We start from the raw sequence: 14,531 nt of genomic DNA, 5'->3' as shown, positions 1-14,531 counted from the left end.
ATGATCAGGACCGGCTCCCCTGCGGCGTCCGCCGAGCGCACAGCCTCGATGATCTCCGCTTCCGTGCGGGCCTCTATGTAGTTGCCGGCGGGGCCGCCGACGGCAGCGGTGGTCAGGTCGGAAAGCATGGTGGGAGTCACCTGTCCAGCTTAACCGGGTTTGCCGGGGTGCCTGTTATCCGGTCCGCCATGGGTGACGCTACGGAAGTTTCCGCGCTACCGGCGACAGCAGGAAGCTCACCACGAGGACCGCCATGACGGCGAGCAGGGAGTGCAGGATCCCGACGTGCTCGGCCAGGAGACCCAGCAGCGGCGGCCCGCAGAGGAAGGCGCCGTAGCCAATGGTGGACACCACGGACACCCGGGCGGCCGCTTTGGCTGGATCATCGGCGGCGGCGGACATCCCCACCGGGAACCCCAGCGAGGCGCCGATCCCCCAGATGGCCAGCGCGGCGTAGGCCATCCACGGAACCGGCGCGAAGACGAACAGCGCCAGCCCGGCCACGGCCAGGGCGGAGCACCAGCGCATCACGGGAACGCGGCCGAACCGGTCCAGCACCACGGTGCCGGCGAACCGGCCGATGGTCATGAAGGTGACGAAGATTCCGTAGCCGGCGGCTCCCGCGGCGTCGGACTGGTGGTGGCCGTCGGCGAGGGCGAGCGCCACCCAGTCCCCCGCTGCGCCTTCGGCCAGCGCCAGGCCGAGCACCATGACGCCCAGCAGCAGCGTCCGTTTGTCCCGCCAGGCCTGCGCGATCTTGCGTTTGTTGTCCAGCGGCGCCGCGCCGTCTTCGGTCCCCGGACGGATGATGGGGATCGGTCCGGTGGACGGGTCCTCGAAGTTGTCGGGGCGGTACGGGGCCGCACGCTCAACCGGCGTGACGTCCGCACGGAACCAGCGGGCCGCCGTCGTCACCGAACCCGCCACGACCAGCCCGGCGGCAGCGAGGTGCCAGAACACGGGCACGTCCGCACCCGCCGCCCAGGCCCCGAGTCCGGCACCGGCGACCGTTCCCAGGCTGAAGGCGCCGTGCAGCCGCGGCATGATGTGGCGTCCCATGGCACGCTCCACGGCGGCGCCCTCAATGTTGGACGCGGTGTTCCAGCTCGCGGTGCCGAGGCCGATCACAACCAGCCCGGCGGCAACCGCCAGCGGGCTTGCCAGCACGGACGTGCCAAATCCCGCCAGGACGAGCCCGACGCCCACCATGATGCTGCCGGTTCGGATGGTCCGCCTGGAGCCGAGCCGCAGCACGATCAGCCCGGAGGCGGACACAGACACAAACGACCCGGCCGACATGCACAGCAGCAGCAGCCCGATGGTCGCGGGTGTGAGGTTCAGCCCGTCGCGGATGGCGGGCAGCCGCGCCACCCATGAGGCGAAAGCGAGGCCGCTGGCGGCGTAGGCCACCACCACGGCGTTCCGCCAGTGCGTGACCTCGGGTGCCTGGACGGAGGTGGTGCTCAAGAGCCGATCACGCGTCAGGCCACCTTGACGAGGGCCTGGGCCTTCATCAGGACTTTCTGTCCGTCAAACACGACGGCGAGGTCCACGCGTGCGGTGCGCGCATCGGCGTCGAGCGCACCGATGGTGCCGCTGACGTCGAACACCGCGCCGGGTTCCGGGGAGCCCGTGGTGTCGGTGACCAGCACCGGCTTGGTGAAGCGGGTCTGGTAATCGACGACGGCGGCCGGGTCGCCCGCCCAGTCGGTCACCAGCTGCACGGCAGCACCCATGGTGAACATGCCGTGGGCGATAACGCCGGGGAGCTCCACGCTGGTGGCGAAACTCTCGTTCCAGTGGATGGGGTTGAAGTCGCCGGACGCGCCGGCGTATTTGACCAGGTCCTGCCGGGTCACCTCGATGCTGCTGCTGCCGATGTCCTGGCCGACGCTGAGTTCTTCGAATGTGGGGCTCATGGTTACTGTCCCTCTCCGCGGACCAGGATGGATGACTTCGTGGTGGAAACGGGCTCGCGGCCGTCCCCGTCGGTCAGGGCGAAAATCTCGGCTCGGGTGGTGATCATGGCGCCGCCGCCCATGGCCCGGACGCCGTCAACGTGCAGCTCCGCCACCAGGCGGTCGCCGGCGAAGATGGGGCGGTGGTGGGTGAAGCGCTGGTCGGCGTGGACCACGCGGGAGAAGTCGATGCCGGCCTCCGGATCCTCGATCAGCTGCGCGTCGGCCCGCTGGGCGATGATGATCGCGAAGGTGGGCGGGGCAACGAGGTCGCGGTGCCCCAGGCCCTTCGCGGCGTCGACGTCAAAGTGGGCGGGATGGGTGGCCTTGACGGCCCGGGCGAACTCGCGGATTTTCTCGCGGCCGACGTCGTACACCTCTGCGGCAGGGTAGCTCCGGCCCTGCAGATCCGGATTGATAGTCATGGCCTCAAGCCTATCGGGGTCGGCGCGGACCACCCAGTTGGCGGCTACTTCCGGAGGTTCTTGCGGACCTGCTGGCCGCGCACCACGAGCGCAATGATGTGCAACACCAGCCCCAGGCCGATTACCGGCAGCGAGGCGATCATCAGCCCCTGGTTGTGCGTGCCGTTTCCTGCGAGGTTGAGAATGATGCCCGCAGCGATCAGGCCCATCGCGCTGAATACCAGGACTTTGTATGAGGCAGGGGCCGTGGCCCAGAATTCGTTCAGCACCGTGCCAGTTTACCGAGTTCCGGCGGCCGACCCGTCAGAACAGGGCTTCCTGCACCGCGGGCACCTCCGAGCTGAACTCCCCCGGCTCGATCAGGCGCGCCTTCAGCAGCCCCAGGTTCACCACGAAGTCGAGACCCGAGCCGTCAATGGCAGCCAGGCCGTGGCTTCCGCACAGAGCCCCGAGGGTGAAGCCGTGGCTGCCGCCGTCCATGTCGTGTGGATACGCGTGCCGGGGTGTGGCCTGGCACAGACCGGCGGCCTGTCCGGGGCGCACCCACTGCTCGTCCACCGTTTCAAAGCCCCCGACGGCGGTGCCCGCCAGCAGCGACCGCACCTTTTCCGCGAGGCGGCGGTTCAGTTCGTCGAGCTCGTCCCCGCGCCGCGGGTCCGTCAAGGCCGCGGTTTTCGCGGCGGCGCGGACCTGCTGGGCCAGTCCGGCCTCGCGCGTGACCATGTCCTCCAGGAGGCGCACCACCCGGCCGTCCTCGGCTAGCGCAACGTACCGGGCGACCACGGCACCCTGCTCGGCCAGCCGGTTCCATTTCCGGGGCTGCGATGCCGTGCCGATCTTGCTGGCGCCGTGGGCGAACGTGGCCACGTACAGCCAGTGTGGCTGCATGAGGTAGCTCCGCAGCCCCGGCGGCACGCGGCCGCCGCGGTGGAAATCGTGGATCAGCCGGGAATCGTCCACCACGAAGCAGCTCTCGCACTGGCTGCCCCGTGCGGCCGGGAACCGGTCCGGGCACGGCACATGTTCCCGCTCGGATGCGGAGAAGACCCTGGTGTGCCCCAGGCAGTGCTTCGCGCCGTCCGCGACCCGGAATCCAAGCCGCGCGCCGGCGTGGAGCCGTAGCTCGCTGAACCCGTGGCCCGGCGAAAGCTGCTGGAGGCGCAAAACCGGGCTGCCGCCGTCGGACCTCCCGGAAGCGGCGGGCGGGCCATCCCAAAAGACCCCGTGGACCAGATAGCGGGTATCGGTCACGGGGTCTCCTGATGGTACGGGTGCGGGCTACAGCGCCGGCTGCACCCCAAAGGCTACCGCGAGCTTCATGATCTTCTCGGCGCGGCCCAGGCGGGGCAGGTCGGAGCCGTCGCGGATGACGCGGCCGTTGGCTTCGAAGTCGGCCATGAAGTCGGTGGCCCAGGCGACGTCGGACGGTGTGGGGCTGATGACCTCGTTGATGACGCTGGTCTGGTCAATGGCCAGGCACAGCTTGCCGGTCATGCCCATCATCACGGTGATGCCGGTCTGCTCGCGCAGGATCGGGTGGTTGGTGCCGACGGTGGGGCCGTCGATGGGCCCGGGCAGGTTGCCGACGCGGCTGGCGACCACGAGCTTGGCGCGGGGATAGGCCATGGCTTCGGCGGTTGCGGCCATGCCCGTGTCGCGGCGGAAGTCGCCGGAGCCGAAGGCGAGGCGGAACGCGCCCTGGGCCTTCGCGATGTTGTTGGCTTCCTCGATGCCGACGGCGCTCTCCACGAGCGGGATGACGGGCGTCTTGCCGTCCATGCGGTGGAAGCTCTCCGTGACCTGGTCGGCGGATTCCGTCTTGGCCAGCATGACGCCCAGCAGGCCGGGCGTGCCGCGGAGGCCGGCGAGGTCGTCGGCCCAGAACGGGCTCAGGGCGTCGTTGATCCGGACCCAGGCCTGGCCTCCGCCGGTCAGCCAGTTCACCACGTTGTCGCGGGCTGTGTCCTTTTGCGAGGGGTCCACCGCGTCCTCGATGTCCAGGATGATGGAATCCGCTCGGGACACCGCCGACTGGTCGAAGAGCTCGGTTTTCATTGCGTTGACCAGCAGCCACGAACGGGCGATTTCGGCAGGGATGTTGCGTTCGTGCCGGGTGATCTCGGCGGTGGAAGTAGACGTCATACATCTACCGTATCTGGCCTTCACCTGCTAAGGCGAAGATGACCGGCCTCCGGCGGTGATCAATACGACCAAAAGCGTGATCCTACGCTCACCGGGGAAGTTCCGCACACCGCCCGTCACAGGGTTTCATCCGCCGCAACTGAAGGTCTCATGACCCTCCGTTGCGCCGTGTTTCCGCGGATTTCCAAGGGTTTCCCGCCATGAACCGGGCGCTTTTCCCGGGACGTGAAGTGCGCTTACATCGATCCATCGGCCGCTGCGGCGGCCACTAGGAACGGCCCCAAGCCGCCCGCACAGAACCCCGGCGGCCAACCGCCTGTACAGAACCAACCCACCGAAGGAACCTCCATGAAACGACACCTGACCATCCTGAGTGCTGCGGCCGCCGTCGTCATCGCCCTGACGGTGTCCGGCTGCGGCGGGGGCGCCGCCGGCGATGACACAGGCGGCACCGGCGCGCCGGGCGCCAACGAGGTCAAGGAACTCCGGTACCAGGGCTGGGCCAACACGGTGACACTTCCCGAACTGGCGCAGGACCTGGGCTACCTGGGCGACGTGAAGCTGAACTGGGTGGGCAACACCATCAGCGGCCCGCAGGACATCCAGTCGGCGGCCACGGGCCAGACCGACTTCGGCGGGGCATTTGCCGGGGCCGTGGTGAAGCTGGTCGAGGCCGGGGCACCGGTCAAGGCCGTGATCAACTACTACGGCGAGGACAAGCTGACCTTCAACGGCTTCTACGTCAAGGAGGACAGCCCCATCAAGACGGCCAGGGACTTCATCGGCAAAAAGATCGCCGTGAACACCCTGGGGGCCCATTCGGAGGCAGTCATCAACACATACCTCCGCAAGAACGGGCTCAGCGCAGAGGAAATCAAGCAGGTCCAACTCGTCGTGGTCCCGCCCAACGACACCGAGGAAGCCATCCGCCGCGGGCAGGTGGACGCCGGCTCCCTCGGCAGCATCCTCCAGGACAGGGCCATCGCCAACGGCGGGCTGCGCTCCGTCTTCAGCGACTTCGACCTGTTCGGCAGCTTCGCCGGCGGACCGTATGTCCTGCGCGAAGATTTCATCGCCCAGAACCCCAACACCACCAGGACGTTCACCACCGCCGTGGCGAAGGCGATCGAGTGGGAGCGCACCACGCCCCGCAAGGAAGTGATCGCGCGCTTCACCAAAATCCTGAAGGAGCGCGGCCGCAATGAGAACCCGGCCGCGCTGCAGTACTGGAAGAGCGTGGGCGTGCCCGCCAAGGGTGAGATCAAGGACGAGGACTTCACCCGCTGGAATGACTACCTCAAGTCCGTCGGCATCATCAAGGACGACCTCGACCCCAAGAAGCTCTACACCAACGAATTCAACGGCCTCATCTCCAAGTAGCGCATCCCACGTAATGCCCCACAAGGGACAAACAGAGCGACACAACAGTAAGGAAGAACAATGACCGCCATCACCGAAACCAAGCTCGAATTCGCCAAACTGGGCTCCCGCATCGGCGCCGAGATCCGCGGCCTTGACCTCAGCGGGGACCTCCCGGCGGAGACCGTGGCGCAGATCCGCGCGGCGCTGAACGAACACAAGGCGCTCGTCTTCCGGGAAGCCAACATCCGCTCCGACGAGGCCCAGGTGAAATTCGCCAGCCACTTCGGACCGCTGACCAAGGCCCACCCCACCGTCGCCTCCGTGGAAGGCGAGGAAAACGTCCTGCCGGTGGACAGCGAGAACGGCTCGGCCAACAACTGGCACACCGACGTCACGTTCGTGGTCAACCCGCCGCAGGCCTCCACGCTGCGCAGCATCGACCTGCCGGCGTACGGCGGCGAGACACTGATCGCTTCGTCCGCCGCGGCGTACCGGGACCTGCCGGCTGAACTGCGGAACTTCGCCGACACCCTGTGGGCCATCCACACCAACGACTACGACTACTCGGTGCCCAAGAACCTGGAGCACGCCAATGCCGAGGAGCGCCGCAAGGAGTTCACCCGGCTCAAGTTCGAGACTGCCCACCCGGTGGTGCGCGTCCACCCGCTGACCGGCGAGCGCGGATTGTTCATTGGGGGCTTCGCGCAGCGCCTGCGGATCGTCGGGCTGTCCAACACGGAGTCCAGGGACATCATCCGGCTGCTCCAGGCCTACGTCACGCGGCCCGAGAACGTGGTGCGGGTCAACTGGGAGCCCAACCAGCTGGTGCTGTTCGACAACAGGATCACCCAGCACTACGCCCCGGACAACTACGACGGCCAGCCGCGCAAGCTCAACCGCGTGACCATCGCCGGGGACATTCCAGTGAGCGTGGACGGCACCCCGAGCCAGGCGCTGAAGGGCGACTCGTCCACATACTCGGAGGTTGCGCCGCTGAACTGACGCGCCGCCGTCGTCCTGGCCCAGCTGGCTCGCAGTTAACGTCGTTTTGAGTGGTTGACGACATCTACTGCGACCTGGTTGGGCCAGGCAGGTTTAAGGGATGACGCTCCCGCGGGCCGTGATCCAGAGCCGGTACCACTCCTCACGGGTCATGCTCTGCGCCACCCTGGACGCCCCCGCACAGGCCCGGATCCGGTCCGGGTTCGCCGTGCCGATCACCGGAGCAATCCCGGCCGGGTGCTTCATCAGCCATCCCAGCAGCACGGCCTCCCGGGTGGTCTCCCGGTCCCGTGCCATGTCGGAGAGCAGCTGGGCGGTGGCCTCTTCGGCAAGCGTGGGCCGTTCCGGCGGATTGCCGGTGTAGTGACCCCGCGCCAGGGCACCGTAGGCCTGCAGGGTGATCCCCCGCCGGGCACAGTATTCAAGGGTGCCGTGCGGGAAGCTGTAGTCCGCGGCGCCCGGGTGGTTGACCAGCACAGTGCTCTCCAGCCAGTCGCGTTTGAGCAGGCTCAGTTCGAGCTGGTTCGCGATCACCGGCGTCTCGAGGCTGTCCTGCAGGAACTCGATCTGGGCCGCGGACATGTTGGACACACCCAGCGCGCGCACCTTGCCGTCCGCCATCAGCTTCCCGACGGCGGAGCTCACCTCCGCGGGGTCCATCAGCGGGTCGGGGCGGTGCAGCAGGAGGACGTCGACGTAGTCGGTGCGCAGCCGTTCCAGGCTGCCGTTCACCCGTTCGATGATGGCGTCCGCGCTCAGGTCGTAGTGGGTCTCCAGGCCCCGCTCGTTGAGCCGGATGCCGCACTTGGTCTGCAACTGGATGCGGTCCCTCAGCCCGGGAGACTCGGCGAGGACCTCGCCAAAGACTGCCTCGGATTTTCCGTTCCGGTAGATGTCCGCATGGTCGAACAGCGTGACGCCGATGTCCATCGCGGCCTCGACCGCCGCCGCAGCGGTTTCGACGTCGGTAATGGTGTACGGGGCCGTGGACCAGCTCCCGCCCAGGCCCATGCATCCATAGATCAGCCGTCCGCTGTTGACCTGGTCGGAAGCCGTTGCAGTTTCTTCAGTCATTGCATCACTCTTTCACTTCCGCCGGAGAAGTCCCAGCAGTTGAATGCGCCGGTTAGATGCGCCGGTGGCGGCACCCTGGCTAAGGGCACCGCCACCGGCACGGTTTCACTGCGGTTCGCTGCTGCGGTCAGTGGCTGCGGTTAGCGCAGCCAGACCGTGGTGTTGGCCGGCAGCTTGCCGCCGTCCAGCGGGGCGCTGCTGACCAGCACGGTTCCGGCGGGAAGCTCGACGGCGGTGTCGCCGAAGTTGGTGACGGAGTGCCAGCCGCCGGGGCGGCTGAAGTGCAGGACCTCCGGGTTGCCGGTTTCAATCCATTCCAGCTCTTCCGCAGCCTGCAGTTCGCGGCGCAGCTTCAGCGCCGTACGGTACAGCTCGAGGGTGGAGCCCTCGGTGCCCTCCTGCGCCTCGACTGCGTGCTTGCTGAACCAGTCCGGCTGCGGCAGGTGCGCACGGCCGTCGCCGAAGCCGAAGGAGGTCCCTTCAACCTTCCACGGCAGCGGCACGCGGCAGCCGTCACGGCCCACTTCCACGCCCCTGTTGCGGAAGAACGAGGGGTCCTGGCGCTCGGATTCCGGGATTTCGGCGACTTCCTGCAGGCCCAGTTCCTCGCCCTGGTACAGGTAGGCCGACCCGGGCACGGCGAGCATCAGCAGGGTTGCGGCGCGGGCGCGGCGCTCGCCGAGCTCCACGTCCAGGTCCGCCTTGGGGCCGCCGGCCAGCAGCCAGGCCTTGCCGTCCTGGCCCTTGGCGGGCGTGCCCTTCGTGCCCTTGGTTCCCTTGGGCAGGCCGTAGCGGGTGGCGTGCCGGACGACGTCGTGGTTCGAGAAAACCCAGGTGGAGGAGGCTCCGGTGGCGGCGGCCTCGGCCAGGTTGCGGGTGATGATTTCCTTGAATTCCTCGGCGTCAAAGTCGGCCTGCAGGAGGTCGAAGTTGAAGGCCTGGCCCAGTCCCTCAGGGCTGGCGTACCGGGCCCGGCGGGTGGCGTGCACCCAGGCCTCGGCCACCGCGGTGCGCGGCGGGTTGTACTCGTTGAACACCTCGCGCCATTCCGCGTAGACCTCGTGGACCTCATCGCGGTCCCAGAACGGGTGTGAACCGTCGTTGAACCCGTCCGTGCCGGTGTTGGCTGCACTCAGTTCCAGCTTGGACAGCAGCGGCTCGGTGAGGTCCTTGGTCAGGGCGTGCGCGACGTCCACACGGAAGCCGTCCACGCCGCGGTCGGACCAGAAACGCAGGGTCTTGAGGAAGTCGTCACGGATTTCCCGGTTGGCCCAGTTCAGGTCCGGCTGTTCCTTGGCGAAGATGTGCATGTACCACTGGCCGGGCGTGCCGTCCGGTTCGGTGATGCGCTCCCAGGCGGAACCGCCAAAGACGGAGTCCCAGTCCGACGGCGGGAACTCGCCGTTCGGGCCCTTGCCGTCACGGAAGATGTAGCGGTCCCGCGCGGCGGAGCCCTTCGGGGACGCGAGGGCCTCCCTGAACCATTCGTGCCGGTCCGAGGAATGGTTCGGGACGATGTCCGCGATCAGCTTGATGCCCGCAGCGTGCAGGGCCGCCGCCATCTCGTCGAAGTCCTCCAGTGTGCCGAGTTTCGGGTCCACGTCCCGGTAGTCGTCGACGTCGTAGCCGCCGTCGGCGAGCGCCGAGGGGTAGAACGGGCTCAGCCAGACAGCGTCGATTCCCAGCGACTTCAGGTACGGAACCTTGGCGGTGATGCCCTTGATGTCACCCAGGCCATCCCCGTTGGAGTCGGAGAAGCTGCGCGGGTAGATCTGGTAGACAGATGCCTGGCGCCACCAGTTCGGATCGGCCAGACGGTCGGAATCGGACAGGGTTGCCAGTGTGGCAGTGGTGGACAAGGGATGATTCCTTTACTTGTGGTTGGGGTTGTTGCTGGGTGGATTGTTAGGTCTACTTGACGGCCCCGCGCATGACTCCGGACAGTACCCAACGCTGGGCCAGGATGTAAACCACCAGTGTGGGTGCCATGGCCATCAGGTACGACGCGAATGCGAGGCTGTAGTTGGTGTTGAACTCGCCCTGGAAGAGCATCTGCACGACGGGCAGGGTCTGCAGGGCGGGGTCGGCGATCATCATCTGCGGCAGCAGGAAGTCGTTCCACGAGCCGAGGAAGGCGAAGATGCCTACGGTGGCGTTCATGGGGGCCAGCAGCGGGAAGATGATCTTGCGGAACACCTGCCAGGTGGTGGCGCCGTCCATGCGGGCCGATTCCTCCAGCTCCACCGGGATGGAGCGGACGAACGCGATGTAGAGCAGGGTGTTGAAGGAGATGCCGCCGAGCACGTGCAGGAACACGACGCCTGCGGGGTTGTCCAGCCCTAGGAGTGCCGTCTGCTTGATCAGCGGCAGGATGATCACCGGAAACGGGATGAACATGGCCGACAGCAGGTACACGAAGGACCCGCGGAAGAACTTCCGGTTCCAGTTCCGTGCGATGGCGTAGGCCACGAGGGAGCTGCAGGCCAGGGATCCCAGGACGCTGAAGACCGTGACGAAGGCGGTGGACATGAAGGCCCGCGGGAAGTTGGTGGCCACATACGCTGCGGCGAAGTTCTCCCAGTTCATCGGGTTCGGCCAGGCCAGGCCTGTCCCGCCGATCTGGTCCGGGGATTTCAGGGCCATGGCCACGGTGAAGTACAGCGGCAGCAGGACTGTCAGGGAGGCCACCAGCATCAGCGCGGTGAGCCACCAGTTGACCTTGTAGCCTTCGCGGCTGGACTTGCGGGTCCTGCCGGACAAGTTCTTCCGGCGGGGCGGGTTCGTGTTGTTCACCGGTTTGGAAAGTGTGGATGCGGTCATTAGAGAGAAACCCCCCGGCGCTGGATGAGGCGCAGCTGGATGACGGAGATCAGCAAGGTGATCAGGAAGTAGATGACCGCGTTGGCCATCTGGTAGGAGTAGTCCCCGCCGGTGAAGCCGGAGAAGATGCGCATGGCCACGGACTGCGTCGCCATGCCGGGGCCGCCGCCGGTGAGGCCCACGATGATCTCGTAGGTGCCCAGAAAGCCCTTGAACCCGAGGATCACATTGATCACCAGGTACCCCATGATCAGCGGGAGCGTGAGGCTCAGGAACTGCCGGAAGCTGCCGGCACCGTCCAGGTCCGCGGCTTCATACACCTCGGAGGGCACGCTCTGCAGGCCCGCCAGGTAAATGATGGTGGCGCCGGGGGCTGCCTGCCAGACCGTGACCAGCACAATGGCGATCCAGGCGAGGTTCTCGTTGGCCAGGATGCTGGTGGCCAGGGGTGTGTAGCCAAGCCGTTCCATCAGCACCGGCAGGGAGTTGGAGAAAAGGTAGTTGAAGACGAAGGACACGATCAGGGCGGACAGCACCATGGGGATGAAGAACACGGTGCGGATGCCGGTGCGCCACTTGATCTTCGCGTTCAGGCCGAGTGCGATGGCCAGCGCCACAACGTTCACCACCACGGTGGTGGTCAGGGCGAAAACGAACGTGAAGACATAGGACTGCAGGACCGCCGGGTCCTTGAAGATGTTGACGTAGTTGGACAGTCCGATGAACTTCCAGTCGCCGTAGCCGGCATAGTTCGTGAGGCTGAAGAAGACGCCCACGAGTGCCGGCAGGGTGATGAAGAAGGCGAACAGTGCCAGGACCGGCAGAACCATCCAGTAGTACGTGGGATCGATGGTGTTCTTGGACCGGAACGTTCCGGTCTTTTCGGAGGCGGAGGTCGGGTTCTGGCGTCCTGCGGGACGGGCTGTCTGGGCCACCCGGGAAGTGATAGTCATTGGGGCTCCTGAAATCGGGGTGGGGGTCAGACCGCGGTGCGCTCGGCGACCCGGCGCCATTCGTCGTCGAGGGCGGCGAGGAACTGCTGGCCGTTCTTGCCGTACACGAAGGACTGCACGTAGTTGTACAGCGGCACCGACGGCGGGAAGTACGTGGTGGCTCCCTGGTAGTAGCGCCCCTCGGTGACCGAGGCGCTCAGGCCGGTGATCTGGGGATTTTCGACGGCGGGAGCGTCCTTGAGGGGTGAGAACGCGGCGTTCTTCTCGTTGTAGGTATTCACCACTGACGGTTCGAGCAGGTAGCTGACGAACCGCTGCGCCGCGGCCATGTTCGGGGTGTTCCGGGTGATGGAAAGCGCCATGTCCACGTTCACGCGGGCTTTGGTGTCCGCGGGGTTGTTGGTGACCGGCAGCGGGAAGGACCCGAGCCGGACGTTCTTGTTGGCTGCCACCAGCTGGGAGAGCGCCCACGGGCCCTGCAGGTACATGGCTGCCTGCCCCTTCGCGAATGCGGCGTTGCCGTCAGCGTAGTTCTTGCTGGCTGCGCCGTTCTGTGAGAAGGCCGCCAGCTGCAGCATCTTGGGCAGTGCCGGGCCGAAATTGCTGGTGAAGGACTCCGGGGCACCCTGGGTGATGTTGGCTCCCCGTGCGGTGAGCTTCGAGAAGAAGTCCCCCACGTCGAGCATGCCGCCGGCAACGTAGTCGAACATGCCCTGCCCCAGGGTCCAGTTGTCCTTGAACGTTCCGTAGATGGGCGTGATGCCGGCTGCCTTGAATGTTTCGCACGCGGCCATGAACTCGTCCCACGTGGTGGGAACCTGCACCCCCTGGGCCGCGAAAATGTCCCGGTTGTAGATGACGCCCGCTGCGGCCAGGGAGAACGGCAGGGCGCTGGTTTCGTTGCCGTTGTACTGCCCCCAGGAGCTGACCAGGTCCTGGATCTTGGGGTCAATCGAGGCGGCCACGGGCATGTCGGACAGGTCGGCAAAGACGCCTTTGCGGACGAAGTCGGCGGTGGCCTGCGCGAAGCCGCGGGTCACCACGTCCGGCGGATCGTTGCGCACCAGTCCGGGCACGAAGTTGCCTTCGTTGAAGTCCTGGATCACGCGGATGTCCGGGTTCAGGGCTTCGAAGTCCTTGATGACCTGGTTGAAGTAGGCCACGACCTCGGGCTTGTTCTGCATGAACCGCAGGGTGGTGACCCCGTTCTGCGTGCTGGGCGTGGCGCCGCACCCGGTGAGCGGAAGCATGGCGGCGGCGCCGGCAAGGCCGGCGGCCTTCAGCAGCGCGCGCCTGCTCAGCGGGGCGGTTCTGCCAAGAGCGTCCGCGTTCACAGGGCGGAAACCGACGAGCGGGCGTGGCGGGGCTGCTGGGGCTGGGGTCCGGGCGGGCAGTGCTTCAGGATGCTGTTCACGGTTGCTCCTTTGCAAAAGGCTGGGTGAAGGACTGGAAGAAAAGCCAGTGGTCGGCGGCCGTCCGGCCCACCATGCTCTAAGTTTATTTTGGATCTAAATTTAGTTCCTCAAGTATTATGTGGTGAAAAGCACAAGGAGGTCAACACCATGTCTGAGATGACGGCGGCAACGCCCCAGCTGTTGCGGCGGGTGAGTGCCGGAGCTGTCCTGGACTTCATGCGCGCCTCCCAGGCAGTGACCGTCACCGAAGTCATGCAGGCCACGGGGCTCACGCGGGCCACAGCCATCTCCGTGTGCGAGGACCTCATGGAGCGCGGCTGGATCACGGAGCTGGAGAACCAGCGGGCCTTCGGCGGCTACCAAAAGGGACGGCCGGCGCGCCGGTTCGAGCTCAACGAGCGCGCCGGCTACGTGCTTGGCATGGACGTGGGCATCTCCAAGGCCACCGTGGTGGTGTCCGATCTCCGCGGAAAAGCGCTGGGGCGGTCCAGCCAGCCGTTCGCCGGCGCCGAGATCCCGGCCGAGGAACGCATCGCGGTCATTGACCGCACGGCCATGATGGCGCTGCACAGTGTGGGCGCCTCGCCTGAGTCGGTGCTCGCCGTCTGCGCGGGCATCGCCGCGCCGGTGGACCGCAACGGGGACGTTCTCGTCACCCAGCACTTCTGGGGGCTGTTCGACGTCGGGCTCAAGGCGGCGCTCCGGGACCTCCGCGGGTGGACGGTACTCCTCGAAAACGACGCCAACCTGGCCGCGCTGGGAGACCGCTGGCGCGGCGCGGCCGCCGGCGTGGACGACGTCGTGGTCATCCTGGCCAGTGAGCGCTTTGGTTCCGGGGTCATCGACGACGGGCGCCTGCTGCACGGCGTGGGCGGCGGCGCCGGCGAATTCGCATTCCTCGACATGGTGGAAGGCGTGGGAGACACCTACGGCATTGCCACCCTGGCCCGGGTCTGGGCCGCCGAGGCCCTCGCGGGCAAGGCTAAAACCTCGCTCCGAGCGCATGCCGCCGAAGGCCCCGAAGCGGAACATGTATTCGCCGCTGCAGCTGCGGGCGACGCCGTTGCCTTGAAGATCCTGGACCGGCTGGCCGACCGGATGGCACGCGTGATCGCACCGGTCGCCACTGTCATCAACCCCGAGCTGGTGGTCATCGGCGGTGCCGTGGCAAACTCCGCCGGGGTGCTGCTGGAGGACATCGCCGAGCGGCTCAAGAAGTTCACCGTCACGCCGCCGAGGTTGGCCGTGTCCCCACTGGGTGACTCAATCGTGACCGTGGGAGCCGTCAGGTGCGCCCTGGACTACGTGGAGAAAAACAGCCTGGACCTGGAACTGTCCCTGCCGGCCTAACCCACGTCGCGGGCACCTGCAGACCACCGC

At 66.8% G+C, this 14,531-nt stretch carries 14 protein-coding genes and 1 pseudogene; 3 read left to right on the top strand and 12 right to left on the bottom strand.

Annotated features, from left to right (window positions below; translation table 11 throughout):
• The 7 genes and pseudogenes from JYA52_RS22355 to JYA52_RS03245 all read right to left on the bottom strand — a co-directional run.
• Positions 1-140, bottom strand: a pseudogene (locus JYA52_RS22355) (UDP-N-acetylmuramate dehydrogenase); the annotation flags it as partial.
• Positions 141-198: 58 nt separating this feature from the next.
• Positions 199-1,467 (bottom strand): MFS transporter, encoded by a 1,269-nt coding sequence (locus JYA52_RS03270; protein WP_205651712.1) that lies wholly within the window; start codon positions 1,465-1,467, stop codon positions 199-201.
• Between the two features lie 14 nt (positions 1,468-1,481).
• On the bottom strand, positions 1,482-1,919 hold the full coding sequence (locus JYA52_RS03265; protein WP_205651711.1) for a MaoC family dehydratase: 438 nt from the start codon (positions 1,917-1,919) through the stop codon (positions 1,482-1,484).
• A gap of 2 nt (positions 1,920-1,921) precedes the next feature.
• Positions 1,922-2,383 carry an FAS1-like dehydratase domain-containing protein gene (locus JYA52_RS03260; protein ID WP_078027338.1) on the bottom strand — a complete coding sequence of 154 codons (462 nt, stop codon included), beginning with the start codon at positions 2,381-2,383 and terminating at the stop codon, positions 1,922-1,924.
• 44 nt (positions 2,384-2,427) lie between these two features.
• A complete protein-coding gene (locus JYA52_RS03255) occupies positions 2,428-2,652 on the bottom strand; it encodes a DUF3188 domain-containing protein (RefSeq protein WP_205651710.1) in 225 nt (74 codons plus the stop codon).
• 34 nt (positions 2,653-2,686) lie between these two features.
• The gene (locus JYA52_RS03250; RefSeq protein ID WP_205651709.1) at positions 2,687-3,634 is read right to left on the bottom strand and encodes a DUF2797 domain-containing protein; all 948 of its coding nucleotides are present in this window, start codon (positions 3,632-3,634) and stop codon (positions 2,687-2,689) included.
• A gap of 27 nt (positions 3,635-3,661) precedes the next feature.
• Positions 3,662-4,525, bottom strand: a complete 864-nt coding sequence (locus tag JYA52_RS03245) for an HpcH/HpaI aldolase/citrate lyase family protein (protein ID WP_205651708.1) — start codon at positions 4,523-4,525, stop codon at positions 3,662-3,664.
• Between the two features lie 348 nt (positions 4,526-4,873).
• Between JYA52_RS03245 and JYA52_RS03240 the strand changes: the two genes are divergently transcribed.
• Both JYA52_RS03240 and JYA52_RS03235 read left to right on the top strand, forming a co-directional pair.
• Positions 4,874-5,905 (top strand): ABC transporter substrate-binding protein, encoded by a 1,032-nt coding sequence (locus JYA52_RS03240; protein ID WP_205651707.1) that lies wholly within the window; start codon positions 4,874-4,876, stop codon positions 5,903-5,905.
• Between the two features lie 60 nt (positions 5,906-5,965).
• Positions 5,966-6,889 carry a TauD/TfdA dioxygenase family protein gene (locus tag JYA52_RS03235; RefSeq protein ID WP_205651706.1) on the top strand — a complete coding sequence of 308 codons (924 nt, stop codon included), beginning with the start codon at positions 5,966-5,968 and terminating at the stop codon, positions 6,887-6,889.
• A 93-nt stretch (positions 6,890-6,982) separates the two neighbouring features.
• Here the strand turns inward: JYA52_RS03235 and JYA52_RS03230 are convergent, their stop codons facing one another.
• The 5 genes from JYA52_RS03230 to JYA52_RS03210 all read right to left on the bottom strand — a co-directional run bounded on the left by JYA52_RS03230 (position 6,983) and on the right by JYA52_RS03210 (position 13,070).
• Positions 6,983-7,963 (bottom strand): aldo/keto reductase, encoded by a 981-nt coding sequence (locus JYA52_RS03230; protein WP_205651705.1) that lies wholly within the window; start codon positions 7,961-7,963, stop codon positions 6,983-6,985.
• 140 nt (positions 7,964-8,103) lie between these two features.
• Positions 8,104-9,822 (bottom strand): glycoside hydrolase family 13 protein, encoded by a 1,719-nt coding sequence (locus JYA52_RS03225; protein ID WP_205651704.1) that lies wholly within the window; start codon positions 9,820-9,822, stop codon positions 8,104-8,106.
• A gap of 52 nt (positions 9,823-9,874) precedes the next feature.
• The gene (locus JYA52_RS03220; RefSeq protein WP_205651703.1) at positions 9,875-10,783 is read right to left on the bottom strand and encodes a carbohydrate ABC transporter permease; all 909 of its coding nucleotides are present in this window, start codon (positions 10,781-10,783) and stop codon (positions 9,875-9,877) included.
• Complete coding sequence (locus tag JYA52_RS03215) at positions 10,783-11,736, bottom strand: carbohydrate ABC transporter permease (protein ID WP_205651702.1); 954 nt, start codon at positions 11,734-11,736, stop codon at positions 10,783-10,785. Before JYA52_RS03215 ends, JYA52_RS03220 begins: the two co-directional genes overlap by 1 nt.
• A gap of 26 nt (positions 11,737-11,762) precedes the next feature.
• The gene (locus JYA52_RS03210) at positions 11,763-13,070 is read right to left on the bottom strand and encodes an ABC transporter substrate-binding protein (protein ID WP_307869295.1); all 1,308 of its coding nucleotides are present in this window, start codon (positions 13,068-13,070) and stop codon (positions 11,763-11,765) included.
• 228 nt (positions 13,071-13,298) lie between these two features.
• On the opposite strand from JYA52_RS03210, the gene JYA52_RS03205 reads away from it, so the two are divergent.
• A complete protein-coding gene (locus tag JYA52_RS03205) occupies positions 13,299-14,501 on the top strand; it encodes an ROK family transcriptional regulator (RefSeq protein WP_205651701.1) in 1,203 nt (400 codons plus the stop codon).
• Positions 14,502-14,531 lie beyond the last annotated feature (30 nt).

It is taken from the genome of Arthrobacter pascens, from assembly GCF_017052465.1.
Classification (GTDB): domain Bacteria; phylum Actinomycetota; class Actinomycetes; order Actinomycetales; family Micrococcaceae; genus Arthrobacter; species Arthrobacter pascens.
Note: the sequence above shows the minus strand (reverse complement) of the source record. Positions and strands in the feature narration are given on the sequence as shown.